General features: G+C 71.8%; 22 protein-coding genes. 9 read left to right on the top strand and 13 right to left on the bottom strand.

What is annotated here, in order from left to right; all coding sequences use genetic code 11:
• Positions 1-37 precede the first annotated feature (37 nt).
• Positions 38-1,309: an extracellular solute-binding protein gene (locus tag EV562_RS01250; RefSeq protein WP_133884737.1), complete on the bottom strand. Its 1,272-nt coding sequence runs from the start codon at positions 1,307-1,309 to the stop codon at positions 38-40.
• Between the two features lie 227 nt (positions 1,310-1,536).
• On the opposite strand from EV562_RS01250, the gene EV562_RS01245 reads away from it, so the two are divergent.
• Positions 1,537-2,382 (top strand): GntR family transcriptional regulator, encoded by an 846-nt coding sequence (locus EV562_RS01245; RefSeq protein ID WP_133884736.1) that lies wholly within the window; start codon positions 1,537-1,539, stop codon positions 2,380-2,382.
• 215 nt (positions 2,383-2,597) lie between these two features.
• Positions 2,598-4,022, top strand: a complete 1,425-nt coding sequence (locus tag EV562_RS01240; RefSeq protein WP_133884735.1) for a Gfo/Idh/MocA family oxidoreductase — start codon at positions 2,598-2,600, stop codon at positions 4,020-4,022.
• 127 nt (positions 4,023-4,149) lie between these two features.
• Here the strand turns inward: EV562_RS01240 and EV562_RS01235 are convergent, their stop codons facing one another.
• The gene (locus EV562_RS01235; RefSeq protein ID WP_133884734.1) at positions 4,150-4,902 is read right to left on the bottom strand and encodes a hypothetical protein; all 753 of its coding nucleotides are present in this window, start codon (positions 4,900-4,902) and stop codon (positions 4,150-4,152) included.
• A 330-nt stretch (positions 4,903-5,232) separates the two neighbouring features.
• Here EV562_RS01235 and EV562_RS01230 point away from each other — a divergent pair, with 330 nt between their 5' ends.
• Positions 5,233-5,436 (top strand): cold-shock protein, encoded by a 204-nt coding sequence (locus EV562_RS01230; protein WP_003978336.1) that lies wholly within the window; start codon positions 5,233-5,235, stop codon positions 5,434-5,436.
• A gap of 124 nt (positions 5,437-5,560) precedes the next feature.
• Here the strand turns inward: EV562_RS01230 and EV562_RS01225 are convergent, their stop codons facing one another.
• From EV562_RS01225 to EV562_RS01180, 10 genes are all read right to left on the bottom strand, one after another.
• Positions 5,561-6,394, bottom strand: a complete 834-nt coding sequence (locus EV562_RS01225; protein WP_133884733.1) for an alpha/beta fold hydrolase — start codon at positions 6,392-6,394, stop codon at positions 5,561-5,563.
• Between the two features lie 46 nt (positions 6,395-6,440).
• Entirely contained in the window at positions 6,441-7,256 is an 816-nt protein-coding gene (locus tag EV562_RS01220) for an SAM-dependent methyltransferase (RefSeq protein WP_133884732.1), read from the bottom strand.
• Positions 7,257-7,399: 143 nt separating this feature from the next.
• Positions 7,400-7,972 carry a TetR/AcrR family transcriptional regulator gene (locus EV562_RS01215; protein WP_133884731.1) on the bottom strand — a complete coding sequence of 191 codons (573 nt, stop codon included), beginning with the start codon at positions 7,970-7,972 and terminating at the stop codon, positions 7,400-7,402.
• An 89-nt stretch (positions 7,973-8,061) separates the two neighbouring features.
• On the bottom strand, positions 8,062-8,715 hold the full coding sequence (locus tag EV562_RS01210; protein ID WP_133884730.1) for a maleylpyruvate isomerase N-terminal domain-containing protein: 654 nt from the start codon (positions 8,713-8,715) through the stop codon (positions 8,062-8,064).
• A gap of 69 nt (positions 8,716-8,784) precedes the next feature.
• On the bottom strand, positions 8,785-9,876 hold the full coding sequence (locus EV562_RS01205; protein ID WP_133884729.1) for an AI-2E family transporter: 1,092 nt from the start codon (positions 9,874-9,876) through the stop codon (positions 8,785-8,787).
• A 101-nt stretch (positions 9,877-9,977) separates the two neighbouring features.
• Positions 9,978-11,501 carry a glycerol kinase GlpK gene (glpK, locus tag EV562_RS01200; protein WP_133884728.1) on the bottom strand — a complete coding sequence of 508 codons (1,524 nt, stop codon included), beginning with the start codon at positions 11,499-11,501 and terminating at the stop codon, positions 9,978-9,980.
• 142 nt (positions 11,502-11,643) lie between these two features.
• Positions 11,644-12,474: an ammonia-dependent NAD(+) synthetase gene (nadE, locus tag EV562_RS01195; RefSeq protein WP_133884727.1), complete on the bottom strand. Its 831-nt coding sequence runs from the start codon at positions 12,472-12,474 to the stop codon at positions 11,644-11,646.
• 135 nt (positions 12,475-12,609) lie between these two features.
• Complete coding sequence (locus EV562_RS01190; protein ID WP_133884726.1) at positions 12,610-15,627, bottom strand: family 16 glycoside hydrolase; 3,018 nt, start codon at positions 15,625-15,627, stop codon at positions 12,610-12,612.
• Positions 15,628-15,840: 213 nt separating this feature from the next.
• On the bottom strand, positions 15,841-17,160 hold the full coding sequence (locus EV562_RS01185; protein ID WP_133884725.1) for a DEAD/DEAH box helicase: 1,320 nt from the start codon (positions 17,158-17,160) through the stop codon (positions 15,841-15,843).
• A gap of 135 nt (positions 17,161-17,295) precedes the next feature.
• Entirely contained in the window at positions 17,296-17,727 is a 432-nt protein-coding gene (locus EV562_RS01180) for a PGPGW domain-containing protein (RefSeq protein WP_133884724.1), read from the bottom strand.
• 264 nt (positions 17,728-17,991) lie between these two features.
• Between EV562_RS01180 and EV562_RS01175 the strand changes: the two genes are divergently transcribed.
• Together EV562_RS01175 and EV562_RS01170 are read left to right on the top strand one after the other, a co-directional pair.
• Positions 17,992-19,857: a CocE/NonD family hydrolase gene (locus EV562_RS01175; protein WP_166661517.1), complete on the top strand. Its 1,866-nt coding sequence runs from the start codon at positions 17,992-17,994 to the stop codon at positions 19,855-19,857.
• Between the two features lie 38 nt (positions 19,858-19,895).
• A complete protein-coding gene (locus tag EV562_RS01170; protein ID WP_133884722.1) occupies positions 19,896-20,135 on the top strand; it encodes a DUF5302 domain-containing protein in 240 nt (79 codons plus the stop codon).
• Between the two features lie 87 nt (positions 20,136-20,222).
• Here the strand turns inward: EV562_RS01170 and EV562_RS01165 are convergent, their stop codons facing one another.
• Positions 20,223-21,170: a methionyl-tRNA formyltransferase gene (locus EV562_RS01165; protein ID WP_133884721.1), complete on the bottom strand. Its 948-nt coding sequence runs from the start codon at positions 21,168-21,170 to the stop codon at positions 20,223-20,225.
• Positions 21,171-21,345: 175 nt separating this feature from the next.
• Between EV562_RS01165 and EV562_RS01160 the strand changes: the two genes are divergently transcribed.
• From EV562_RS01160 to EV562_RS01145, 4 genes are read left to right on the top strand one after another with little or no spacing between them, the layout of a single operon-like run.
• Positions 21,346-22,701: a lysine N(6)-hydroxylase/L-ornithine N(5)-oxygenase family protein gene (locus tag EV562_RS01160; RefSeq protein WP_133884720.1), complete on the top strand. Its 1,356-nt coding sequence runs from the start codon at positions 21,346-21,348 to the stop codon at positions 22,699-22,701.
• An 11-nt stretch (positions 22,702-22,712) separates the two neighbouring features.
• On the top strand, positions 22,713-23,777 hold the full coding sequence (locus tag EV562_RS01155; RefSeq protein WP_166661516.1) for an iron ABC transporter permease: 1,065 nt from the start codon (positions 22,713-22,715) through the stop codon (positions 23,775-23,777).
• Positions 23,778-23,818: 41 nt separating this feature from the next.
• Entirely contained in the window at positions 23,819-24,910 is a 1,092-nt protein-coding gene (locus tag EV562_RS01150; protein WP_133885342.1) for an iron chelate uptake ABC transporter family permease subunit, read from the top strand.
• A 38-nt stretch (positions 24,911-24,948) separates the two neighbouring features.
• Positions 24,949-25,812, top strand: coding sequence for an ABC transporter ATP-binding protein (locus EV562_RS01145; protein ID WP_133884718.1), 864 nt, complete (start codon positions 24,949-24,951; stop codon positions 25,810-25,812).
• Positions 25,813-25,897 lie beyond the last annotated feature (85 nt).

Raw genomic sequence — 25,897 nt, 5'->3', positions numbered from 1 at the left:
CGTCTCCTGTTCCTCGTGGTGTCGGGGGTGAGAGCGGTCAGGAGCCGTTGCCCAGCGTGTCGGTGATGGTCCCCGAGGCCTTCGCCGCCTCGGACGCGGCGTCCTTGCCGGTGAGCACGGCCGTCATGTACTCCTTGACCGGGTTCTTGGCCTCCACCGCCGCCCACTGGGGTGTGTTGGGCGTGGCGTGTCCGTTCGCCGCGCCGGCCGCCATGGCCGCGGTGCCCGGGTCGCCGGCGACGGCGCCCGCCAGGGTTTTCTTGTTCGGTACGTAGCTCATGGCGACGGCGAGCTTCTTCTGCCAGGCGTCACCGGTCAGTTCGCGGAGGAAGGTGAACGCCTCCTTCTGGTGGGCGGCGACGGCCGGGACGACCAGGTCGGAACCGCCGGTGAACACGGCACCCGGACGGTCGGCGGTCTTGCCGGGGATCGGGAAGAAGCCCAGCTTGCCCTTGAGTTCGGGGTTCCTCTCCTCGATGACCTTGGCCCCGCCCGGTACGGCGATGATCTGGGCCACCTGCCCCTTCGCCATCACCTCGGCCTGCGGCGGCTGGGCCTCGTCGGAGTCCTTGGGGCCCTTGCCCAGGGCCTGGAGACGCCGGTAGAAGTCCATGGCGCGCAGCGCTTCCGGGCTGTCCAGGCCCCCCTTCCACTCGTCGCCGTTCTTCACGGCCAGGTCGCCGCCCTCGTCCCAGACGAAGCCGGACAGGACGTACCAGTTCTGCCCCGGCAGGTAGATGCCCTGCGTCCCGCCCTCGTCGAGCTTGCGCGTGGCGTCGATCCACTGCTCCCGGGTCTTGATCCGCGCGGGATCGACTCCGGCCTTCTCGAACAGGTCGGTGCGGTGGATGACGACCCGGTTCGCCGCGTAGTACGGAATGCCGTACTGCTTGCCGTCGTACGAGCCGGGTTCCGCGAGCCCCTCCAGCCAGGAACCGCCGCCCAGGTCCTCGACGCGGTCCGAGAAGTCGGTGAGGCCGCCGCTCTGCGCGTACTGGGCGACCTGGGTGTTGCCGACCTCGATGACGTCCGGGGCGTCGTTGCTGGCCAGGGCGGCGGTCACCTTCTCGCCGATGCCCTCCCACTCCTGGATCTGGATCTTCACGTCGATCTCGGGGTGGGCCTTCTCGAAGCCCGTCTCGAACTCCTTCTGGAACTCGGCCGAGACACTGTCGCGCATCAGCCACACGTCGAGTGCGGTCCTGCCGCCCCCGGCGCCGTCCGCGTCGGTGTCACCGGACGAGGAGCAGGCGGCGAGCCCGGCGCTGAGCACCAGCGTGGACAGCAGAGCGAGCGAACGGTACTTCACGGTTCACCTCTGGGAGAGCTGGAAGGGACGACGCATCCACACTTGACCAGTAAGGGGCGCTGGGTTTACCAGTCGGCGTTGGACGAAGGTGGCATGGACCAATGAGGGCGTCAACCCCCCACGTATGCGCGGGATTTCGGTCGACCGGACTCCGGGAGTGGCTGGTTCGCGACTGAGGTGGACAGGTAAGCTCTGCTGACCAGCAGACCAGTCACGGGAGTTACTGCATGGAGATCGACGCCGCCGCCTCCGGTGCGGTGCTCAAACGGGAGCGCGTCCGCGACGCCGTCCTGGAGCTCATCGAGGAACGCCGGCCGGGCGACGCCATTCCCTCGGAGCGCACCCTGTGCGCCGAACTCGGTGTGTCACGGCCCACGTTGCGAGCCGCGGTCGACGAGCTGGTGGTCGCCGGGCTGCTGGTGCGCGAGCACGGCCGGGGCATGTTCGTGGCCGCCGAGAAGATCACCCAGGAACTGGTGTCCGACCGCCAGGCGTTCAGTCTTCCGCAGGCCGCCGGGGCCTGGACCAGCAGGCTCCTGGAGGTCCGCACCCTGCCCGCGGGCGCCCGGGTGGGCCGCAAGCTGCGCACGTCGCCGGCGGCGCGGATCCACTACGTGGCGCGCCTGCGGCTGGTCGACGGCTCGCCCATGGCCATCGAGTACCTGCACGTACCGGCCGACCTCGTCTCCGGCCTGACCAGTGAGGAACTGGAGCAGGGCGACCTGTACGAGCACCTCGGCGAGCGGCACGGCGTCCGGGTCAGCGAAGCCGTGCAGTCCATCGAGCCCACCGTGGTCACCCGCGCCGAGGCCGACCTCCTCGACGTGCCCGAACTCTCCCCTGCCCTGCTCTTCGAGCGCCTCACCACCGACGCCGGGGGCCGGCCCGTCGAGTACGTGCACTCCCTCTACCGGGGCGACCGGTACCGCATCGTCTCCCGGCTCACCCTGGGCCCGCGTGACCAGGCGCCACTCCCGGGCCAGGGCCACCACCCGGGCATCCCGCCGGGGGACTTCGCCACCCAGGACCCCGTCACGCTGTCCACGCGCGGGGTGGTGCAGGACGGGATGTAGCGGCGCCTCCCCGGCCTCACGGTGCGCGGAAGTGCTCGGAACGGCTGCACATCGAGCACGTATTGACATGTCACGGCAGACCCCGCAGAGTCATGCCCCGACAGTGTTCGACAGCCCGACCGGTCGACGTCCGGAGCCCGACGGCTCGACGTCGCCCGTCCCCGCACGACCGCGCCCCGACCGTGATGCGAACCGCCACGAGGAGTGTTGCCGTCATGTCCGAAACGCCCGCTGTCTCACGCCGACTGCTCCTGGGATCCGCCGCCGCCACCGGCGCCCTCGCGGCCGGGATCGGGGCCGCCGCCCCCGCCGCGTCGGCCGCGCCCGAGCAGGCGCCCCGCCGCAGGCCCGGCCAGAAGTCGATGATCGGCGTGCCGTTCGCCGCCCACAGAACCGTCCGGGTCGGGATCATCGGCCTCGGCAACCGGGGCGGGAGCATGATCACCGGCTGGGCGGCGGTGCCCGGCTGCACCGTGACCGCCGTCTGCGACATCCGCGCCGACCGGGCCAGGAGCGCCGCCGACCGACTGGAGGGCAAGGGCAGGCCGCGCCCCGCCGAGTACGGCGGCTCCGCCGACTCCTACGCCCGGATGCTGCGCCGCGACGACATCGACCTCGTGTACGTCGCCACGCCGTGGGAGTTCCACTACGAACACGGCCGCGCCGCCCTGCTCAGCGGCAGGCACGCCGTGGTCGAACTGCCCGTCGCGACGGAACTGCGCCAGCTGTGGGACCTCGTGGACACCTCCGAGCGCACCCGCAGGCACCTGCTCCTGTCCGAGAACTGCAACTACGGCCGCAACGAACTGGCCATGCTGAAGGCGGCGCACGACGGCCTGTTCGGAGACCTCACCAACGGCCACGGAGGCTACCTCCACGACCTGCGCGAACTGCTCTTCTCCGACACCTACTACACCGACTCCTGGCGACGCCTGTGGCACACCCGCAGCACCGCCTCCTTCTACCCCATGCACGGCCTGGCCCCGATCGCGGCGGCCATGGACGTCAACCGCGGCGACCGCATGACCACCCTGCGCGCCACCGCGACGGCCCCGAAGGGGCTGGCCGACTACCGGGCCCGTTTCGTCCCGCGCGACCACCCCTCCTGGAAGGAGACCTACATCAACGGCGACCTGGTCACCTGCATGATCGAAACGGCGCGGGGCAGGACGATCCGCGCGGAGCACGACGTGAGTTCGCCCCGGCCCTACAGCCGCATCAACACGCTCGCCGGCAGCCGCGGCATCGTGGAGGACTACGCGGGACCCGCTCCGACCGGTGCCCGCGTCTACGTCGAGCCGGACCACAGCGGGCACACGTGGCGCGACTTCGAGGGCTACCGCAAGGAGTACGACCACTGGCTGTGGCAGAAGGTCGGCGACGACGCGGCGAACAACGGCGGCCACGGCGGCATGGACTACGTCCTGCAGTGGCGCACCGTCCAGCTCATGCGCGCCGGCCTGGTGCCGGACATCGACGTCTACGACTCGGCCGCCTGGTGCTCGCCCGTGCCGCTCAGCGTCACCTCGCTGGCCAGGGGCGGCGGCCCCGTCGAGATACCCGACTTCACCCGGGGCGCCTGGCGCGAGCGCAGGCCGGGCCTCGATTCGGCGCCCACCGACATGCCGCCCGTCGGCTGAGCACGACCCGCCGCCCGCTGCGCCGTCCTGGCGGCGTCACCGGGCGTGGCGTCAGCGGCGGTCCGGGCGGAACCACCACCCCCCGGCTGCTCCGTGGCGCCACGCCGCGAGGAGCTGTCCCGCGGCGCTACCGGGCCAGCGCCTCCTCGGGACCCATGACGACGACCGGCTCCTTGGCCGGGTCCAGGGCGGTGAGCAGCGCCCGCATGTGCTCCTCGCTGAGCGACACGCACGCGTTGGTCGGCCCGTCGTGGTCCACGTGGACCCAGACCCCGCCGCCCTTGTCCTCACCCATGGGGCGGGTCTGGTCCAGCGGGGTGGTGCCGGGCACCCGGTTGTAGTCGATGGCCACCACGTAGTCGAAGGACCCTTCCAGAGGCTCACCCAGGTACCCGGTGCCCGACACCGAGAACTCCGGGTCCTCGTCGTACGGGAGCAGGGTGCCCGGGTCGGGCAGCCGGCCTCCCGCGTCACTGAGCCCGAAGACGCCGATGGGCGAGTGCAGGTCGCCCGCCTCGTGGTCGTCGGTCCAGCCGCGCAGGCCGTTGTGGGCGGGCCAGGGACCGGCCACCGCACGCCAGCCCTCGGCCGGGTACTGCTCGTAGAGCACCACCTCGGCCCGCGAGGAGCTCTCGTCCTCGCCGGTGACCACGAGGGCCTGCCGGGTCCCCTCCGGGAGACGGGCCCGCATGACCGGCCCGACCCCGGGCAGCGGGCGGGGGAAGGAACGCGGGGGAGCGGGGCGCGGGGCCGCGGTGCTCGCGGTTGCGTGCGCGTCCGGGGAAGGGGCACCCGCGTGCTCCCGGGCGCAGCCGGTGGCCAGCACGCCGGTGCACACGACGGTGCCGATCACCAGGGCCAGCGCTTTCCTGACGGTCATATCGATCTCCGACTCCATGGGTGGACTACTCATAGCTAGACCACTTGTGGAACCGGGTCCTGCGGCCGCCTCGCGGTCTCCCCCGTATGGCGCAGCGGGGGCCCGTTCGAGGGCCGCCGACACCTCCGGTCGGCAACAAGGTTGCCGCTCACACCCCTTACTCACTGGTGAGGCTCGGACATGCCGTGTAGCGTCAGCAGCAGATGTCGTGGTTCGCCCAGACCGCCCGCCCGGAGTGCGGGCGGTTTGCTGTGCAATGCCGGAGGACCAGGACGACCACCTCCGGGTTCGCGCGGTGCGGATCCGATAACGGCTGAAAGGCAAAAAGGCATGGCCAGCGGAACTGTCAAGTGGTTCAACTCTGAAAAGGGCTTCGGCTTCATCGCGCAGGACGGCGGCGGTCCCGACGTCTTCGCGCACTACTCCAACATCAACGCTCAGGGCTACCGCGAGCTGCAGGAAGGCCAGGCCGTGACCTTCGACATCACCCAGGGCCAGAAGGGCCCGCAGGCGGAGAACATCACCCCCGCCTGATCGGGAGATCGCCGACAGGGCGGGGTCCGCGGGGAACGCTCGTTCCCCGCGGACCCCGCCCTGCGGCATGCGCGGCACCCGACTCACGCGAGCCGGCGCCCGCGGGCCCCGGCTCAGCCCGGCCTCAGGGCACCCGGCGGAAGAAGTCGAGCAGGGCGGCCGTCAGCTCGGCCGGCGCGTCCTCCTGCACCAGATGGCCCGCACGGGCGATCGGCTCCCACCGGGCACCGGGGACCAGATCGGCGAGTTCACGCCCCTTGGCCACGGGAATCCAGGCATCGTCCTCACCCCAGCAGACGAGCGTGGGGACGTCGATACCGGTGTACCGGTCCTGTACCTCGTCCGTGTACCGCTGGTCCGCCTGGGCGATCTGCCGGTAGAAGGCCGGCTGCCCCGATTCACCGAGCCAGGGCTCGACCAGCCGGTCCACGACCGCCGGATGCAGCCCCGGACCGCCGGTGGAGCCGACGTACTCGCGCACCAGCGCCCCGTGCAGCGCCCCCGGCAGCTGAGCGAAGACCTCGGCGTGGTCACGGACCAGCCGGAAGAACGGTGACCCCCAGGGCGCCAGCGCCACCGGGTCCACCAGGGCGAGCGCCCCGTACGGGACGCCGTGCAGCAGGTGCGTCCGCAGCGCGACGGCACCGCCGAAGTCGTGGGCGGCCACCAGCGGCCGCTCCAGGCCCCAGTGCTCCAGGAGCTCCGCGAAGACCCGGCCCTGAGCGGCCAGCGACACGTCCTGCCCGGCGGCCTTCTCCGACCGTCCGTAACCCGGCATGTCCCAGACGAACACCTGGTGGTCGCGGGCCAGCGAGCGGGCCACCGCGCGCCACACGTACGAGGAGAAGGGCGTGCCGTGCAGCAGGACCACTGGACGTCCGTCAGGGGCCCCCAGCCGATTCCAGCGGACGGTGCCCGAACGGCTGGGGAACGACTCGGGCAACGGCCATGCGGACATCGTGCGGTCCTCTCAGTTCGGTGGGCTCGGGGGCTCGGTCAGCGGGTCACGGCTTGCGGGCGAGTCCGCCGTGTTCGCCGATGGGCTTCGTCTCGTCGACGTCCGCGTCCGGACGCCACTGGGTCACCGGGACCACGCCGGGCTCCACCAGCTCCAGCCCGTCGAAGAACGCCGCGATCTGGTCGACGGTGCGCAGGACGTACGGCGCGGCACCGCTCTCGTTGTAGGCGTCCTGGGCCCGGTCGAACTCCGGATCGATGCCGCGCGAGCCGTCGTTGACCGAGAGGTAGCTGCCCGACGGCAGGGCGTCGACGAGCCGGGCGGCGACGGAACGCGCCTGGTCGTAGTCGGGGATGTGACCCAGGATGTTGCTGAGGATCAGGGCGACGGGCCGGTCGAAGTCCAGCGTCTCGGCGGCCGCCGCGAGGACGGTGTCCGGGTCGAGCACGTCGGAGTCGATGTACGCGGTCGCCCCCTCGGGGGTCGAGTACAGCAGCGCGCGGGCGTGGGCGAGGACCATCGGGTCGTTGTCGACGTAGACGATCCGCGTCTCGGGTGCGAGGCGCTGGGCGACCTCGTGGGTGTTGTCGGCGGTCGGCAGACCGGTCCCGACGTCGAGGAACTGCCGGATGCCCGCCTCGGCGACCAGATGGGTGATGTTGCGGCGCAGGAAGGCGCGGCTGCTGCGGGCGATGGTGACGATGCCGGGGAAGACGGCGGTGTACGCGTCGCCGGCCTGCTCGTCGACCGGGTAGTTGTCCTTCCCGCCCAGCCAGTAGTTCCAGATCCGCGCCGAGTGCGGAACGGACGTGTCGATCTTCTGGTGCGCGGTGGTGCCGGGGGTCGTCGAGGAGTCGCTCATGGGTGCGGTCCGTCTTTCAGCCGTGGCGTGGGTGCTTCAGCACAACCTACGTCGCAACATCCCCTCCCCGTACACCGGTTCACCGACGGGCCGGCCTCGGGTCCTCGGTCTGCGGCGCATGCGAGGAGTACCGGCACGGCGGCCTAGCGCGTGTGGTGTGCGACCGCGGCGCCGAGCGCGTCGACGCACTCGCCGAGGAGCTGGCGCAGCGTCCGCTCCCCGGGGCCGTCGATCCAGCGGCCGAAGGCCACCTTGAGCACGCCGATCGCCGTCTCGGCCGTCAGCCGCGCCGTCAGGTCGTCCACGTCGCGGCCGCGCAGCGCGTCGGCGAGCGCGCCGGCGAGGGAGGCGAGCTTGGTCAGCTCCCGCTCCCGCAGTTCGGCGTTGGCGTCGATGACGCCCTGCCGCAGGCGGACCAGGTCGCCGCGCTCCTCGAAGAGGCCGGCGGCGGCGTTCAGGGCGGCCACCGCCGCGTCCATGGGCGTCGCGGTCCCGGGCGCCGCCGCGACGGCGCCCGCGCAGAGCTCCTCCAGCCGGGCGGAGCCGGCGAAGAGGACCTCCCGCTTGTCGGCGAAGTGCCGGAAGAAGGTGCGCTCCGTGAGGCCCGCTCGCTTGGTGATCTCGGCCACCGGGGTCTGTTCGTAACCGCGCTCCACGTACAGCTCCAGTGCCGCCTGCTCCAGGCGGCCGCGCGCGTTCGGCTCCCATCGACCCATGCCGCGGAGTCTACGCGAGGACAGTCACTGTCATGGGCGGGCGCGTCGCCGGCGACCGCGCCCGCCGCCGCGAAGGGCGGGCCCGCGGCTCAGCCGACCGGGAAGGGGAGCCGCGCCGCCAGTCCGCCCAGCGCGGCCGTCTCCGCCGCGGTCGGCGCCCGCCGCCCGGTGCCGACCAGCAGCGCGTCCCGGTCGGTGAACGACGTGGGAAACGTCGCCGCGACGACCTTCTCCAGGAGCTGCCGCGCGTACCCGAGTCCCCCGGCGGGCGGTGGCGGCGCGTCCGGGAGGTGGGCGACCAGGTCGAGATGGTGCAGGGTCCACTCCAGGACGTACGCCGAGAGGTAGTCGCCCGCTGTGAGGACCTGGTCCTGGGTGCCGACCCGGCCCGCGGGGTCCGCGAGGGCGGCGGCGCGGCCGGCGGCGGAGCCGACGTCGTCGAGGTGGAACTTGAGCAGCCACGGCTGTTCGTAGGCGGCGGCCAGACGCACGATCAGCGCGTCGAGCGGGTCGTCGCCCGTCGGGGTCTCGACGACCCGCCAGTAGGTCACCGCGTTCCGGGTCGGTTCCCCGTCGGACGGGGTGGCCAGGGTGATCAGGACGTCCTGGGCGTCGATGACCAGGTGGCACACCAGGTCCCGGACGAGCCAGCCGGCGCAGCCGGACGGCCGGGCGAAGTCCTCGTCGGAGAGGCCGGCGACGGCGGTGAGCAACGCCGACCAGGAGCTGGAGAAGGGGTCCACGCCCGACAGCCAACACCACCGCGCGCCACGCCCGCGACCGGATTCCCCGAGCCGGACCCGCCCGCCGGCTCAGCGCTCGGCGGGTACGGCCTCCTCGGGAGGGGCGGCCAGCTGCTCGCGCACGTAGTTCCACACCACCCCGATCAGCGCGGCGAGGGGCACGGCGAGCAGACTGCCCACGATCCCGGCCAGGCTGCCGCCCAGCGTCACCGCCAGCAGGACCACCGCCGCGTGCAGCCCGAGGCCGCGGCTCTGGATGATGGGCTGGAAGACGTTGCCCTCCAGCTGCTGCACCACGACGATGATCGCGAGCACGATGAGCGCGTCCGTCAGACCGTTGGACACCAGGGCGATCAGCACGGCCACGAAACCCGCGAACAGGGCGCCGACGATGGGCACGAACGCGGAGACGAAGGTCAGGACCGCCAGGGGAAGCACCAGCGGCACACCGAGGATCCACAGGCCGAGTCCGATGAACACGGCGTCGAGCAGTCCCACCAGCGCCTGCGACCGGACGAAGGCGCCCAGGGTCTCCCAGCCCCGCAGGGCGACGACGGGCACGTCCGTGGCCAGGCGGCCCGGCAGCTGGCGGGCGAGCCAGGGCAGGAACCGCGGTCCGTCCTTGAGGAAGAAGAACATCAGGAAGACACCGAGGACCGCGGTGACCAGGCCGTTGACCACCGTGCTCACCCCCGTCGCCACCGCGGTGGTGATGCTGCCCATGCTGTCCTGGACGCGGGCGACCGTCGAGTCGACCGCGCCGGTGATCTGGTCGTCCCCGATGTTCAGCGGCGGCCCGGCGGCCCATTCGCGCAGATGCTCGATGCCCGCGGCCACCCCGTCGGTCAGCTCGTCCGTCTGGGAGGACATCGGCACGGCGATCAGGGCCACGATGCCGAGGACGACCAGCAGGAACGCCACGGTCACCACGGTGGCGGCCAGTGCCGGACGCCAACCGTGCCGGCGCAGGAAGCGGGCCGACGGCCACGTCAACGTGGTCAGCAGCAGACCGACGATCAGCGGCCACACCACCGACCACATACGACCCAGGATCCACAGGGTCACCGCGAGCGTGACAAATATCAGCAGCAACTCGCCCGAGACGCGCGCACTGGTGCGCAGCGCGGCCCTGGTCCTGGTGGTGTTCAATCCGGCAGACATGCGATCACCCTACGGGGCGTCGATGTCATGCACCGACCAGTCCGGACTACGGCCTGCCGGGTCGGGCCGCCGGGACCGTCGGACGGTGAGCGGCCCCGAGGTCAGCTCTCCGGGACCTTGGCCCAGTCCAGCGTGCGCTCCACCGCCATCTTCCAGCCCGCGTACCCCTGCGCACGCCGGTCCTCGGACCAGTGGGGCTCCCAGCGCCTGGACTCGCTCCAGTGCGTGCGCAGTTCGTCGGTGTCCCGCCAGAAGCCCGTGGCCAGTCCCGCCGCGTAGGCCGCGCCGAGAGCGGTGGTCTCCGCGACGACGGGACGGCTGACGGGGACGCCGAGGACGTCCGCCTGGATCTGCATGCACAGGTCGTTGGCGGTCACACCCCCGTCGACCCTCAGCACGTCCAGGTGGACCGAGGAGTCCTGCTCCATGGCCTCGACCACGTCCCGGCTCTGGTAGCAGATGGCCTCCAGCGTCGCCCGTGCCAAGTGCGCGTTGTTGTTGTACCGGGCCATGCCGACGATCGCGCCCCGGGCGTCGGAGCGCCAGTACGGGGCGAACAGGCCGGAGAACGCGGGGACGAAGTACATGCCCCCGTTGTCGTCGACGGTGCGGGCCAGCTCCTCGCTCTCGGCCGCGGTCTTGATGACCTTCATCTGGTCGCGCAGCCACTGCACGGCGGACCCCGTCACCGCGATGGAGCCCTCAAGTGCGTAGGCCGGCGGGTTGTCGCCGAACTGGTAGGCCACGGTGGTCAGCAGCCCGTGCTGGGAGCGGACCAGTTCGGTGCCCGTGTTGAGGACCAGGAAGTTGCCGGTGCCGTAGGTGTTCTTCGCCTCGCCGGGCGCGAAGCAGACCTGGCCGACGGTCGCCGCGTGCTGGTCGCCCAGGACCCCGGTGATGGGGACGGCGGCGCGCAGCGGCCGGGAGGTGCGGGTCGTGCCGTACGCCTCCGGGTGCGAGGAGGGGTTGATGGTGGGCAGCATGCTGCGGGGGATGCCGAAGAAACCCAGCAGCTCGTCGTCCCAGTCGAGCGTCTCCAGGTCCATCAGCATGGTGCGGCTGGCGTTGGTCACGTCGGTGGCGTGGATGCCGCCCTCGGGGCCGCCGGTCAGGTTCCACAGGACCCAGCAGTCCGTGTTGCCGAACACCGCGTGTCCCTGCTCCGCCGCCTCGCGGACGCCGTCGACGTTCTCCAGGATCCACTGGATCTTCCCGGCGGAGAAGTACGTCGCGGGCGGCAGCCCGGCCTTGCGGCGGATGACGTCGCCCCGGCCGGAGCGTTCCAGGTTCGCCGCGATGACGTCGGTGCGGGTGTCCTGCCAGACGATGGCGTTGTAGTACGGACGGCCGGTGCGCGGGTCCCAGACCACCGTGGTCTCGCGCTGGTTGGTGATGCCGATGGCCGCCAGGTCGGTCCCCGACAGCCCGCCGTTGCGCAGGGCGTTCTGCATCACCGAGTTGGTGCGTTCCCAGATCTCGACCGGGTCGTGCTCCACCCAGCCGGAGCGGGGCAGGATCTGCTCGTGCTCCAGCTGGTGCTTCGCGACCTCGTTGCCCCCGTGATCGAAGATCATGAACCGGGTGCTGGTGGTTCCCTGGTCCACCGCGCCGATGAAGTCCGCCATGTCCGCTCCGCCTCTCCGGCCGGTGTCCGTCCTGGTCCGGGCATCTCCTCGGCCAGACTAAGGCGGCTCACGGCAAACCGCACATAAAGGACGCGCGGTGCGGTGGTCACCGGTGGCGGCCGACGGCCGCCACCGGCCCCGGTCAGGGAGCGATCGGCAGCCGGCGCTTGTGGTCCGTCTGCCGGTAGCGGGTGACGATCTTCTCGAAGGCATGCTCCTTCACCGGCTTGCCCTCCAGGAAGTCGTCGATCTCGTCGTAGCTGACTCCGAGGGCGTCCTCGTCGGCCTTGCCCGGGTCGAGGGTCTCCAGGTCGGCCGTCGGGACCTTGCGGACGAGCTCGGCGGGGGCGCCCAGCGCTTCCCCGACGGCACGCACGCGGCGCTTGGTGAGGCCGGTCAGCGGTACGACGTCGGCGGCGCCGTCGCCGAACTTGGTGAAGAAACCCGAGACCGCTTCGGCCGCGTGGTCGGTGCCCACCACCAGGCCGCGGTGCGCTCCGGCCACCGCGTACTGCGCGATCATGCGCTGGCGGGCCTTGATGTTGCCGTGCACGAAGTCCTGGTGGTGGGCGTCGCGGAAGGCCACGTCGGCGGCGAGCAGGGCGTCGAGCGCCGCGTCGCTCGCGGGCTTGATGTCCACGGTCAGCACCTGGTCGGGCTGGATGAAGGCGAGCGCGCGCTGGGCGTCGTGCTCGTCGGCCTGGACCCCGTGCGGCAGCCGCATCGCGAAGAAGCGGGCCTCGTGCCCCCCGGCGCGGGCCCGCTCCACGGCGAGCTGGCACAGCCGGCCCGCGACGGTCGAGTCGACACCGCCGCTGATCCCGAGCACGAGGGCGCGCAGACCGGCCGAGGTCAGCCGCTCGGTGAGGAAGGCCACCCGGCGCTCGATCTCCTGTTCGGCGTCGAAGGTCTCGGCGACCTCCAGTTCCCGGGCGATCTCCTTCTGCAGGGTGATGGACGCCGGCTCGCTCAATTCCGCTCCTTGTTCGACGGGCAGGGGGTTTCCCGTTCAGCCTACCCAGAGGTGCCCGTCGCACCGGTCTCCCGACCGGTGCGGTGACCGGAGAGCGCGGGGCGGCCGCCGGGCACCGCCCCGCACCGTTCGGGGTCAGTCCAGCGGTTCGACCCGGAGGTTGCGGAACCGGACCTTGTTGCCGTGGTCCTGCAGCCGGATCGCCCCCGCCGCCGGCGTCTCGGCCCGGCCCGCCGCGGTGGGCCCGTCGAGCGCGACGTCGTCGTGGACCGTCCTGCCGTTCCACACCACCGTCACCCGCGCGTCGGCGGTCTTGGCGCCGCTGTCGTCGAAGCGGGCGGCCCGGAAAACGACGTCGTACGTCTGCCAGGTCTCCGGGGCCGTCGCCGCGTTGGCGTCGGGCGCCTTCTTCAGGTAGATCGCCCCGGCCTCGTCGGTGCCGGGGGAGGTGTCCCCGAAGGAGTCCAGGATCTGCAGCTCGTAGCGGTCCTGGAGGTAGACGCCGCTGTTGCCGCGGTCCTGTCCGGTCACGTCGTCCGGCAGCAGCGGTACCCGGAACTCCACGTGCAGGCGGAAGTCCTGGTAGGCGTCCTTGGTGCGGATGTCGCCGCAGCACACCTCCATCGAGCCCTCCTCGGCCAGCGGCCAGGCCACCTTCCTCCCGTCCGTGTGCTGCCACTGCTCCTGCGAGGCGGCGGTGCCGTCGAACAGGGCGACCCGGGCGCCGTGCGGGCGCACGGTGATCAGGTCGAGGTTGACGTGGCCGGTGTCGCCGGGGTCGTAGCGGTAGGAGAGCGTGTGGTGCCCGGCGCGCAGCCGCAGCGACTCGGTCCGGGTGGACCAGGTGTCCCAGTCCCCGGTGGAGGGGAGCCCGGTCCGGCGGACCTTCTTCCCGTCGGCGTACAGGGAGAGCGACTTGGGACCGGCGAAGGGGTCGGGGCCGTTGGAGTAGCGCAGGCCCACGTCGTAGGTCCCGGTCTTCGGGACGGTCACGTCGAACGTCGTGGTGACCTTGCCCTCGGTGGCGTAGCGGTCGACGAACCCGCTGCCGGAGTAGCCGGCGTGGTCGGTGTTGATGCCGGCCCTGCCGGTCAGGCGCGCCTCCTCGGCCTCGTACAGCGTGGCGGCGGGCGGCTGCTTTCCGGGCATCTCGTTGAGCGTGTACCAGGCCTCCGTGCTCCAGAGCGTCTCGCCGGAGGCCGAGCTGAACGGGCGCGGGGAGCGCACGTGCACGACGCGGTCCGGTTCCAGGCCGTCCAGCCGCAGCCGGACGGTGCGGCCGTCGTCGGAAAGGGTCGCGGACCGCACGGTCAGCTCCTCCTCGGCGATCTTCGGACCGCCGTAGTCGGAGGTCGGCGTGTAGCGCCACTGCTCGGCCTCGTAGCGGGCCGCGAGGTCGGCGGCCGTCTCCGGGGAGAGCGGCTGGGTGTACGTCAGGTCGAAGCCGCCCGGCACGGCCCGCATCTTCTGGACGTCGAAGGTGTTGCCGCCGCCCGGCGTCAGCTTCTGCAGACCGAACTTGAGCTTGCCCTCCTGCCCCCAGTTCCCGTCGGCGCCCAGGCCGCCGGTGTAGATCGCGCCGTCGGGGCCCATGGAGACACGGTTGACGCCCGCCTCCAGGCCCTGCGTGTAGCGGAACACGGCGCCCTGGTACTGGCCCTTCACCTTCTCCAGGTAGGCCCGCTGCAGGCCGCCGTAGGTGACGTCCCCGATCAGCATCTGGCCCGCGAACGTGCCCTTGGTCAGGTACAGCGGGGTGGAGGGCGAGTTGCCGATCTCGTTCTGCGGCAGCCACAGCACCGGCTGGGTGACGGGGGAGTCCTCGAAGGGGCCCGCGGGCTCGGTGTAGTGGTTGAAGAAGCGGTCCTGCTTGATCTGGACGAGCTTCGAGGCGGGCAGCCAGCCGCCCTGGTTGTCGGTGGCGAACAGGTCGCCGCCGGGACCCCAGCCGATGCCGTTGGGCGTGCGCAGCCCGCCCGCGACCGGTGTGATCTTCCCGGTCTTCTTGCTGATCCGGTACGTCGTCCCGCGGCCGGGCGCGGGCTGCGGGGTGGTGGTCGCGCCGCCGAGGTCGATGGCGACGGAGAGGTTCACGTAGAAGTAGCCGTCGCGGTAGAGCAGGCCGAACGCGAACTCGTGGAAGTTGCCGCCGTAGGGCCAGGTGGCGACGGTGCGGTACTCGTCGGCCACGTGGTCGCCGTCGCTGTCGACGAGCCGGGTCAGCTCGTGCTTCTGCGAGACGTAGAGCGACCCGTCCACGTACTTGATGCCCATGGGCTCGCGCAGTCCGCTCGCCACCTTCTCGACGGTCACCTTGTCGCGACTGGTCTCACCGGTGACGTGGTCCAGCAGGTACACCTCTCCGGCAACGTTGTCGGTGCCGCCCCAGGTGCTGATCGCCAGACGTCCGTCGGGCAGCCAGTCCATGCCGGTGACCTGCGGCTCGAAGCCCTCGGGGCGCAGGTCGGTGAGGGTGAGGTCGGGGCGCACGGAGGTGAGCGGCAGACCGTCGCCGGGGGTGTCGCGCCCGGCCTCGCACTCCTTGCGGCCCGGCGCCGTGACGCGGACGACTCCGGCGTCGGTGCTCAGCGCCTCGGTGGGCACGACGGTGAACTCGCTCGCACCGGGCGGCATCCAGGACAGCTGCAGCTGCTGTCCGCCGCCGCGGTCGAAGTGCTCGATACGCAGCGGGTGCGCTCCCGCGGTGAGCTCGACCGTGCCGTCCTTGGGCTCGGCGCCGTGCAGTCCGTCGTGGTCGATCACCTTGGCGTCGTCCAGGGACATCCGGGAGCCGTCGTCGCTGACCAGCCTGAAGACGTAGGTGCCGTCACGTGGCGCGACCAGGTAGCCGGACGCCTCGGAGACGAAGTTGTCGGCGATGCCGCCGAAGTCGGCGGTGGCCGACCAGTCGACCGTCGGCATCAGCTTGTCGTGGTTGGGGGTCTGTCCCGGCTTGAGGGTGCACAGTTCGTCGAGCGGCGTCTGCACGTCGAACACGCGCAGCGTGACGCCGGGTTCCTGCGGCGGGATGTCGGCGGGGGCGGCCGAGGCGGCCGAGGACGCCGGAGCGGCCCAGGCACCTCCGATCGACACGGCCGACGTCAGCAGGAGGATGAGGTGTCTTCGGGCACGCGACAACAACCGTGGGCGCATTGGTCCTCCGGAAGGTGGGGACCGGACCGTGCCGGATATCGCTCCGGTCTTGTGCGGTGGGACGGGTGTTCCGCCGCCAAGGTAGGAGACTTCCGCTTGACATGTCCATACTTTGTCATCGGTGTGTTCAAAGTTCCCGGCGCCGTCACCGATGACAGCGCCGGCACCGCGACGGCACCGGCGCCGGTGCGCGTACCGCGAGCCCCCTCGGGGTCAGCGGCCCCTGCGCACCCGGGCCGCCGCGCGTGCCTCCGCCGCCTTGCGTGCCTCGGTGGCCTTGCGCGACCCCTTCGCGGCACGGCCCGGGCGGGTGCCCATGCCGCGGAAGGGCGCGTTGCCGCTCTCTTTGTCCGGGCCGGACGGAGGGCGCTTCGCCCCGGTGAGGGCCGTCAGCTTCTGCTCGCCCGAGCGCACCGGGGTCACCGTCGGCCGGATTCCGGCCTCGGACATCATCCGGTTGACCTCGCGCCGCTGGTCGGGGGTGACGAGTGTGACCACGCTCCCGGCCTGCCCGGCGCGCGCCGTACGCCCGCCGCGGTGCAGGTAGTCCTTGGCGTCGGCCGGCGGGTCGACGTTGACGACGAGGTCGAGCGCGTCGACGTGGATGCCGCGCGCCGCGACGTTGGTGGCCACCAGCACGGTGACCTCGCCCTCCACGAAGCGGGCGAGGGTGTGGGTGCGCTGCGGCTGCGACTTTCCGCTGTGCAGGGCGGCGGCGGGCACCCCGGCGGCCCTCAGGTGCCGGGTGAACCGGTCGACCCCCGCCTTGGTGTCCAGGAACATCAGCACCCGTCCGTCCCGCGCGGCGATCTCCGTCGCGGTCGCGTACTTGTCGGCCGGGTGGACGGTCAGCACGTGGTGCTCCATCGTGGTCACCGAGGCCGACGCCGGGTCGACCGAGGCGAGGACCGGGTCGTGCAGGTGGTCCCGCACCAGCTCGTCGACGTCGCGGTCGAGGGTGGCCGAGAACAGCAGCCGCTGCCCGTCGGAGGGGACCTGGTCCAGGATGCCGGTGACCTGGGGCAGGAACCCCATGTCGCACATCTGGTCCGCCTCGTCCAGCACGGTGATCCGCACGTGGTCGAGGCGGCAGTCCCGGCGGGACACCAGGTCGGCCAGACGTCCGGGCGTCGCGACGACCACGTCGGCGCCCGCGCGCAGCGCCTGGGTCTGCCGGTTGATGGACAGCCCGCCGACCACCGTCGTCAGGCGCACGTCCAGCGCCCGCGCGTACGGCGTCAGCGCCTCGCTCACCTGCTGGGCCAGCTCCCGCGTGGAGACCAGGACGAGGGCCAGCGGCCGCTTCGGCTCCGCGCGCCGGCCCGCGGTCCTGACCAGCAGCGGGAGCCCGAAGGCCAGCGTCTTGCCGGAACCGGTCCGCGCCCGGCCGAGGATGTCGCGCCCGGCCAGCGCCTCGGGCAGCGTCGCCGCCTGGATGGGGAAGGGCTCCCGTACCCCCAGGCCGGTCATGGTCTCCACCAGCACGGGCGGCAGCCCGAGGCCGTCGAAGGATGCGGTCGGCTTCGCGTTCATGGGGGGACCTTTCTGATCAGGCGCCCGGAACGCGACCGGGTCCGTACCCCTCGGTACGGACCCGGGCGCCTCAAAGCGTCCGCCCATTTTACCAGCGGGCGTCCCCGCGCCCGGCCGCGTGCGCCGCCCGGAGACTCAGCGCACCCGCTCCTGAGGCACCTCGTCGCGCCGCGCCGCCAGAACGCGACGGCGGCTCCACACGAGCAGGGCGAAGAGTGCGAACCCGGAGATGATCAGACCGGCCCCGGTGGCCCAGCCGGAGTACGGCACCTCGGGCACGAGACCCCACGCGACCCCGGCGCCGACGAGGAACAGCCCCACCAGCACCGAGCCGGCGATCCGCCACCGCGAGGAGACGCTCTCCTCGGCCGCCCGCATCGCCCGGACGCGGACCGGGGCGACGAACCGGTCCAGTGCCGGAACGGCGCGCGACAGCAGCACCACTCCGGCGAGGACGAGCAGCAGACCGGGCCCGGGCAGCACCAGCAGCGCGACGCCGATCAGCAGCAGGACGGCGCCGAGGACGCCCAGGGCGGTCCGCCGGATCGACTCGACACCCCGCGCCATGGCGCCCCACTCTCCTGCGGTCGGGAAGGACTCCGGTTCCGTCGGCGTGGCCCACCTTAGGCAGCAATCCACGCGCGGGCGATTCAGGCGCGGAGCCGGCGGTCGGCGACCGGCGGGACGGGTGTGGGCCGGTCCGCCCCGCACTGTCCGTCAATGCCCCTTGTGCCGCCGGTAGTTGCGGGGACGCCCCATCGACGTGCGGGGGCATCGCTGCTAGACCTGCACCACCCGCACCACCTGCACCCGCCGCTCAAGGAGGAGCATGTGAGACCACGTCGCGCGGTCGTCAGGACCGCATCGGCACTCGTCGCCGCCCTCGCCCTGACCGCCGGCCTCGGCGGCCCCGCCGTCGCGGCGCACGAGGCGCAACCGGAGCCGGCCGCCACCGGAACGGGACCCGTCACGCACGAGGAGAACGACCGCGTCCCCGAGGGCTCGGTCTGGACCCAGCACTACTTCCCGTCCTCCGACCGCTCCGGCACCCGGCTGCATGCCGACGTCCTGCTCCCCGAGGGGCTGAAGCGCAAGGAGAAGGTGCCGGTCATCGTGTCGGTCGGCCCCTACTTCGCCCACGCGGGCCAGACCGGCCCCGAGGGCTGGACCCACACCGGGCCGTCCGCCCGCTTCCAGGACTTCATCGAGGGCACCGACCTGTTCGACCGGGGCTACGCCTTCGTCATGGTGGACCTGCGCGGCTTCGGCGGCTCCACCGGCTGCCTGGACTGGGGCGGTCCCGGTGAACAGGCCGACGTCAGGGCCGCGATCGACTGGGCGGCGAAGCAGCCGTGGTCCACCGGAGCGGTCGGCATGTACGGCAAGTCCTACGACGCCGTCACCGGCCTCATCGGCAACAACCTGGACCAGCGCGCCCTGAAGGCCGTCGTCGCCCAGGAACCCGTGTGGGACATGTACCAGTACATCTACTCCAACGGGGTGCCCCGCCCGAACGTGACCGGCACCGCCGACGCGTACAACTCCATCGCCTCCATGCCCCCGATGGCGGACGACGATCCCCGCTATCAGGCCGCCGCCCGGTACGAGGAGAGCCACCCGCAGTGCCTGACCGAGAACTCGGCCGGTTACCGCATATCCGACCAGCGCGACGAGCACTGGACCTCTCGTGACCTGGCGAGGATGGCCAGGGGAAGCGACACCCCGCTCTTCGTCACGCAGGGCTTCGTGGAGAACAACACCAAGCCGGAGGAGATGGAGGAGTACCTCGACAACCACCGGGGCCCCGAGCGCGGCTGGCTCGGCCAGTGGGACCACGTGCGCGGCGGCGACCGAGTCGAGGACGGGCGCCTGGCCATGGGCCGCGAGGGCTGGTACGACGAGACCCTTTCCTTCTACGACCAGTACCTGAAGGGCGTCAGGCCGGCCGTGCGCTACCCGGCCTACGCCGTCGAGGACTCCACCGGCGCCTGGCGCGCCCAGCGCACCTGGCCGGCCGCGGAGGGGTCGGTCACCCTCCCGCTCGGCACAGGCTCCTACGTGGACGACGGCGGGGCCTCCGCCCGTGCCGGGCTGGCCGCCTCCGGCGGCGCGGCGCCGAAGACGCCGCCGCAGCCGTCCGGACGGTGGGACATGGAGAACGCGCCCGCGACCGAGCAGCCCGCCCCGGCCGGGCTGGCCGCGGAACTGGCGAAGCGTCAGCGCGCGGGTGAGGTCGCCTCCAGCTTCTTCGTGTGGTCCGAGCCCCTGCGGAAGGCGACGCGCGTCACCGGCACCCCGCAGGTGTCCCTGACCGCCCGCGGCAAGGGCAACGTCATGCTCAAGCTGTACGACGTAGCCCCGGACGGCACGGCCGTCATGTTCGACGAACAGGTCTCCCTGGTGAAGTCCGGCCGGATGAGCGTCGACCTGAAGGCGACCGACTGGACCCTCGCCGCCGGACACACGCTGGCCGTGGAGATCGGCTCCATCCGGACCGGCTCCTGGCGTGACACGCCCTCGGGCGAGACCATCGAGGTGAAGGGGGCCGCACTCAGGCTCGCCCTGGACGACCCGGCCGACGACGTCGCCACCGCCGGCGACCGCTCGCCGTACCTGGACACCTACCTGCGCCAGTACACGGTGAGCCTGCCGGCCGGACCGGGCGCATTCTCGGTGGTTCCCGGCGGCCGGTCGTGACAAGCTGTGATCCTGTTGTCCGAGCCCAGGAGGTCGTCATGACTGAAGAGTCTTCATCGCAGGCAGGTTCGGAGCCGGCGGAGGCCGAGAGCACCGCCCTGACACCCGACGCCGACGGTCGGTACGACCTCAAGGACAAGTTCCGACAGGCGTTGGAGCGCAAGCGCGGCAAACAGGCGGAGGCCGCTGCGCTCGCCGAGAACGGTGACGTGGCGAAGATCCGGGGCGCCCACGGCCCGGCCGCCAGTCAGCGCTCGTTCCGGCGCAAGAGCGGCTGAGCCGGCGCACCACCGTCCCGCGCGGGGCCCGGCCGTGGCAGCACGGCCGGGCCCCGCGCGTTGCGGGCGGTCGCGGGCCGGGGCGGTTCAGGGGCGGGTGGTCAGATAGCCGCCCATGGAGGTGAAGTACTCCGTCGCGGCCAGCTCCCGCCCGTCCTCCGTGCGCACCCGCGTGACGGCGAGGCCGTGGTTGCGGCCCCGGCGCGCGTCGGCGCCGGCGACGATCACCACGCCCTCGCCCTCGCGGTAGAAGATCCGGCCGGGCGTACCGCCGTAGCGGCCTTCGGAGACCACGGCGGCGAGGATCTCCAGCCGACGTCCCCGGTGGAAGGTGAAGGCGCTGGGGTACGGCTCGGACTGGGCCCGGACCAGGCGCTCCAGGTCCTCGGCCGGCCAGTTCCAGTCGACCCGGATGTCCTCGGCGGACCGCTTGTGGAAGAAGCTCGCCCGGGACCGGTCCTGCTCGGTGAACTCGGTCTGCCCGGACGCGATGAGTGCGAGGGCCCCGATGGTGACCGGGGCGATGAGGTCGACGGTCTTGTGGAACAGGTCGGTGGCGGTGTCCGTCGGGCCCACCGGCACGGCCTCCTGACGGACGATGTCGCCGGCGTCCAGCTCCTCGTTCATCATGTGCGCGGTGACGCCCACTTCGGTCTCCCCGTTGATCAGTGCCCAGATCAGGGGGGAGAATCCGGCGTACTTCGGCAGCAGCGAGTCGTGCACGTTGAGCGTGCCGTGGCGGGGCAGGCCGAAGATGCGCGGGGGAATCCAGGTCCGCCAGTTGTTGGCCACGATGATGTCCGGATCGGCGTCCTCGAGACGCTCGAACAGCTCGTCGTCGTCCGGGCGGTTGCGGATCAGCACCGGGACGCCGTGCTCCTCGGCGAGGTCCGCGACGGAGTCGCTCCAGATCTTCTCGTAGGCGTGCTCGCTCCTGGGATGCGTCACCACCAGGACCACGTCGTGCTCGGAGTCCAGCAGGGCTCGCAGGGTGCGGTGCCCCCAGGTCTGGTAACCGAACATGACGACCCGCATGGGGTTCCTCCTCGAAACAGGGGATGGCCCGGGCAGTTAAGCAAGGCTTACCTTAGTTCGCAACATCCCCGCGGTACAGCCCAGTTGGCTCGATCCCGTCGCTGTCACGGCCTATCGACAGTCGTCGCTCGTTAGCTTAGGCTCACCTAAGTTTCCGGCGCTCGATGGGAGTGACATGTCACGGGTTCTTCCTGGTGACGCAGGGCTGGTCCACGACCTCATTGGGATCGGCTTCGGGCCGTCCAACGTCGCCATGGCGATCGCGATCCGCGAGCACAACGCACGGGCCGGCGGGCGACAGGCGCTCGACGCGCGCTTCTTCGAGCAGCAACCGCGCTTCGGCTGGCACCGCGGCATGCTGATCGACGACGCCACCATGCAGGTGTCCTTCCTCAAGGACCTGGTGACGCTGCGCAATCCGGCCAGCGAGTACAGCTTCCTGTGCTACCTGCAGAGCAAGGGGCGGCTGATCGACTTCATCAACCACAAGAACCTCTTCCCGCTGCGGGTCGAGTTCCACGACTACTTCGAGTGGGCCGCGGCCAAGGTCGACGACACGGTCTCCTACGGGCACGAGGTCGTCGGTGTCGCGCCGGTCGTACGGGACGGAGTCGTGGACCACCTGGAGGTGACGGTCCGCTCGGGGGAGGGGCTCGGGGTCCACCGGGCGCGCAACCTCGTCATCGGCACCGGACTGCGCCCCCTCGTGCCGGAGGGTGTGGAACGCGGCGACCGGGTCTGGCACAACTCCGAACTGCTGGCCAGGGTCGACGCGTTGGAGGGCACCTCGCCCTCCCGGTTCGTCGTCGTAGGCGCCGGGCAGAGCGCCGCCGAGAACGTCGCCTACCTGCACCGCCGCTTCCCGGGAGCGGAAGTGTGCGCGGTCTTCTCCCGCTACGGTTACAGCCCGGCCGACGACAGCGCGTTCGCCAACCGCATCTTCGACCCGGCGGCGGTCGACGACTACTTCACCGCGCCGGGCACCGTGAAACGCCGGCTGATGGACTACCACGGCAACACCAACTACTCCGTGGTGGACATCGACCTGATCGACGACCTGTACCGGCAGATGTACCGGGAGAAGGTCCTCGGCACCGAGCGGCTGCGCTTCCTCAACGTGTCCCGGCTCACCGGCGTCAAGGAGACACCGGACCGCGTACGCGCCACCGTGACCTCGCTGGTCGACGGCGAGGAGACCCTTCTGGACGCGGACGTGCTGGTCCTCGCCACCGGCTACGGCCCGGCCGACCCCCTCGGCCTGCTCGGCGAGGTCGCGGACCGCTGCCTGCGCGACGCCGAGGGCCGGGTGCGTGTCGAGCGCGACTACCGCGTCGTGACGGACCCCGACCTGCGCTGCGGCATCTACCTGCAGGGCGGCACGGAGCACACGCACGGCATCACGTCGTCGCTGCTCTCCAACACCGCCGTCAGGGTCGGTGAGATCCTCGACTCGCTCCTCGACCGGGGGCTCGAGTCCGCGTCCGACGAGGCCCGTACGGTCGCCGACGGGACCGGAACCGGCGCGCGTTAGTGTACGTCGCCATGACCACGACTGCGGTTGAGCGGCCGGCGCCCAAGCCCGGCGGCCCGGCACGGGCCCGGCGACGCCGTCTCGCCGGCCTGGGCGTGCTCGCGGCGCTCCTGCTGGTCGCGGCGGCGGCCTCCCTGGCCGTCGGTGCGCGTGCGCTCACCCCCGCCGAGGTCTGGCACGGGCTGTTCGCGGCGCCCGAGTCCGACCGGCGGCTCACGGAGATCAGGCTCATCGTGCAGACCGTGCGCGTGCCCCGCACCGTGCTCGCGGTCGTGGCCGGCACCGCCCTGGGCGTCGGCGGTGCGCTGATCCAGGGCTACACGCGCAACCCGATCGCCGACACGGGCCTGCTCGGGGTGAACTCCGGCGCCTCGTTCGCCGTGGTGTCGGGGATCGCCGCCTTCGGCTTCACCAGCCCGTTCCAGTACGTCTGGTTCGGCTTCCTGGGCGCGGCGGTCGCCGGGGTCGTGGTGTTCGGGCTGTCGAGCATCGGCCGCGGGGCGGGCAACCCGCTGACGCTCGCCCTGGCCGGGCAGGGCGTCACGGTGTTCCTCGCGGCGATGACCACGGCGGTCGCGCTGACGGACAAGGCCTCGCTGAACGCGCTGCGGTTCTGGAACGCGGGCTCCCTGACCGGCGTCGGTTTCGACGTCATCTGGCCCGTGTCCGCGTTCGTCGCGGCCGGGCTGCTGGCGGCGCTGACCACGCTGCCCTCCGTCAACCTGCTCAACCTGGGCGACGACGTCGCCCGGGGGCTCGGGGTGAACGTCGCGCTGACCCGCACCGTCGGCATCGCCGCCATCACCCTGCTGGCCGGAGCGGCGACGGCGGCCTGCGGACCCATCGCGTTCCTCGGGCTCATGGTCGCCCACGTCGCCCGCTACCTGACCGGCCCGGACTACCGCTGGCTGGTGCCGTACGCCGGTCTGCTCGGCGCCGTCGTGCTGCTGGGCTCCGACATCGTGGGGCGGCTGGTCGTGAGGCCGGGGGAGCTGGACGCGGGGGTCGTCGTCTCGCTGCTCGGTGCGCCGTTCTTCGCCGTCCTGGTGTGGCGCGGGAAGTTCAGGAACGCGTGAGCGGGACGGACGGGACGGCGGACGGAGCTGACGTGGCGGCCATGACGACGGACGGGGCGGATGCGGCGGTGGACGTGAAGGCGGACGTGCGGGCCTCGGTTGCGCCGGGTGTGCGGTTCGGCGGGATGTCGTTCGTGTGGCGGCCCTGGACGGCGGGCGTCACGCTGCTCCTCGCGGTGGCGTGCTTCCTGGTGTTCTGCCTGTCGATCGGCGTCGGGGACTTCCCCGTCGGCCTGCCCCGGGTCCTCGCCACCCTCGTCGGCCGGGGTGAGCGGGTCGACGAGTTCGTGATCATGGACCTGAGGATGCCCCGGGCCGTCGCCGGGCTCGTCGTGGGCGTCGCGCTCGGGGTGTCCGGCGCCCTCACCCAGTCGATCGCCCGCAATCCGCTGGCCAGTCCGGACGTCCTCGGCATCACCAGCGGCGCCGGGGCCGTCGCGGTGTTCCTGGTGACGGTGTCGGGCGGCGCCGCGACGGCCGTGACCGACTCGGTGGGCCTGTCGGCGGCGGCCCTCGCGGGCGGCCTCGGTACCGGCCTGCTGGTCTACTTCATGGCGTGGCGCCGGGGGATCGACGGCTTCCGGCTCATCCTCATCGGCATCTCGGTCAACGCCGTGATGCAGGCGGTCACCACCTGGCTGCTGGTCACCGCCGACATCCGGGACGTGGCCCGGGCCCAGGCGTGGCTGGTCGGTTCGCTGGACAACCGGTCGTGGGACGAGGTGCACGTCGCCCTGTGGTGCACGCTGACCCTGCTGGTCGTCGTGGCCTGTGCCGCCTTCCAGTTCAAGCCGCTGCACTTCGGCGACGACGTCGCCGCCGGTCTCGGCGTCCGGTACGGCGCGGTGCGCGCGGCGCTGCTGCTGTGCGCCGTGCTGCTGGCCGGCGTGGCGGTGAGCGCCGCGGGCCCGGTGCCGTTCGTCGCGCTGGTGGCGCCGCAGGTGGCGATGCGGCTGGCCAGGTGCCCGACCCCGCCGCTGGTGGCGTCCGCCCTGGCGGGGGCGGTGCTGCTGAACGGCTCGGACCTGGTCGCCCGCACCGCCCTGCCGGTCTCGCTTCCGGTCGGCGTGGTCACCGCCGCCATCGGCGGACCCTTCCTCGTCTACCTGCTGGTGCGGGCGAACCGCCGATAGCTGGTACAAAGTAAGGCGAGCCTAATCGAGGGGGCCTTGTGGTCGTTCAGTCCATCACCGGGACCGGGACGGGAGTTGACGGCGCCTCACGCCTGGCGGCCCGGGGCGTCAGCGTCGGGTACGGCGCGCGGTCCGTCATCGAGGATCTCGACGTGACCGTCCCGCCCGGCGTGATCACCACGATCGTCGGCCCCAACGGCTGCGGCAAGTCGACCCTGCTGCGCACCCTGTCGCGGCTGCTCAAGCCGACCGGCGGCACGGTCGTCCTGGACGGCGAGGACATCGCCGCGCTCAGGACCCGGGACGTGGCGAAGAAGCTCGGCCTGCTGCCCCAGGCACCGGTGGCGCCCGAAGGGCTGACCGTGTCCGACCTGGTCGCCCGGGGCCGGCACCCGCACCAGAGCTGGCTGCGGCAGTGGTCGTCGGACGATGCCGACGTCGTGCGGCGGGCCCTGGCCATGACCGGGGTGTCCGACCTCGCGGACCGTCCGGTCGACTCGTTGTCCGGCGGACAGCGCCAGCGCGTCTGGATCTCGATGACCCTGGCCCAGGGCACCGACCTGCTCCTGCTGGACGAACCGACCACCTATCTCGACCTGGCCCACGCGATCGACGTGCTCGACCTGGTCGACGACCTGCACGAGTCCGGGCGCACCGTGGTCATGGTCCTGCACGACCTCAACCTCGCCACGCGCTACAGCGACCACCTCGTCGTCATGAGGGAGGGCGCGATCCTGGCCCAGGGGCACCCGCGCGACGTGATCACCGCCGACCTGCTGCACGAGGCGTTCGGACTGCGCGCCAAGGTGATCGACGATCCGGTCGGTGACCGTCCTCTCGTCGTACCGATCGGACGTACTCACGCCGAACGGGCCCGGCCGACACCGGAGTTGTCGCGGTGAGGGTAGGCTAACCTCACTCAGGTGCGTCAGGGTTTGCTGCCCCCGGACGGGTGCAGTGGACGGCGCGACAGCAAAGGGATCTCCG

The organism is Streptomyces sp. BK208, from assembly GCF_004364245.1.
Classification (GTDB): Bacteria; Actinomycetota; Actinomycetes; order Streptomycetales; family Streptomycetaceae; genus Streptomyces.
This window is presented reverse-complemented; position numbering and strand designations above follow the sequence as displayed.

What these genes read in the sequence shown, in the direction of transcription:
- EV562_RS01245 (WP_133884736.1), top strand. Translation starts at nt 1,537, where the DNA reads ATGGAGATCGACGCCGCCGCCTCCGGTGCGGTGCTCAAACGGGAGCGC.
- EV562_RS01240 (WP_133884735.1), top strand. Translation starts at nt 2,598, where the DNA reads ATGTCCGAAACGCCCGCTGTCTCACGCCGACTGCTCCTGGGATCCGCC.
- EV562_RS01235 (WP_133884734.1), bottom strand. Translation starts at nt 4,902, where the DNA reads ATGACCGTCAGGAAAGCGCTGGCCCTGGTGATCGGCACCGTCGTGTGC.
- EV562_RS01230 (WP_003978336.1), top strand. Translation starts at nt 5,233, where the DNA reads ATGGCCAGCGGAACTGTCAAGTGGTTCAACTCTGAAAAGGGCTTCGGC.
- EV562_RS01225 (WP_133884733.1), bottom strand. Translation starts at nt 6,394, where the DNA reads ATGTCCGCATGGCCGTTGCCCGAGTCGTTCCCCAGCCGTTCGGGCACC.
- EV562_RS01220 (WP_133884732.1), bottom strand. Translation starts at nt 7,256, where the DNA reads ATGAGCGACTCCTCGACGACCCCCGGCACCACCGCGCACCAGAAGATC.
- EV562_RS01215 (WP_133884731.1), bottom strand. Translation starts at nt 7,972, where the DNA reads ATGGGTCGATGGGAGCCGAACGCGCGCGGCCGCCTGGAGCAGGCGGCA.
- EV562_RS01205 (WP_133884729.1), bottom strand. Translation starts at nt 9,876, where the DNA reads ATGTCTGCCGGATTGAACACCACCAGGACCAGGGCCGCGCTGCGCACC.
- glpK (WP_133884728.1), bottom strand. Translation starts at nt 11,501, where the DNA reads ATGGCGGACTTCATCGGCGCGGTGGACCAGGGAACCACCAGCACCCGG.
- EV562_RS01190 (WP_133884726.1), bottom strand. Translation starts at nt 15,627, where the DNA reads ATGCGCCCACGGTTGTTGTCGCGTGCCCGAAGACACCTCATCCTCCTG.
- EV562_RS01185 (WP_133884725.1), bottom strand. Translation starts at nt 17,160, where the DNA reads ATGAACGCGAAGCCGACCGCATCCTTCGACGGCCTCGGGCTGCCGCCC.
- EV562_RS01180 (WP_133884724.1), bottom strand. Translation starts at nt 17,727, where the DNA reads ATGGCGCGGGGTGTCGAGTCGATCCGGCGGACCGCCCTGGGCGTCCTC.
- EV562_RS01170 (WP_133884722.1), top strand. Translation starts at nt 19,896, where the DNA reads ATGACTGAAGAGTCTTCATCGCAGGCAGGTTCGGAGCCGGCGGAGGCC.
- EV562_RS01165 (WP_133884721.1), bottom strand. Translation starts at nt 21,170, where the DNA reads ATGCGGGTCGTCATGTTCGGTTACCAGACCTGGGGGCACCGCACCCTG.
- EV562_RS01160 (WP_133884720.1), top strand. Translation starts at nt 21,346, where the DNA reads ATGTCACGGGTTCTTCCTGGTGACGCAGGGCTGGTCCACGACCTCATT.
- EV562_RS01155 (WP_166661516.1), top strand. Translation starts at nt 22,713, where the DNA reads ATGACCACGACTGCGGTTGAGCGGCCGGCGCCCAAGCCCGGCGGCCCG.
- EV562_RS01150 (WP_133885342.1), top strand. Translation starts at nt 23,819, where the DNA reads ATGACGACGGACGGGGCGGATGCGGCGGTGGACGTGAAGGCGGACGTG.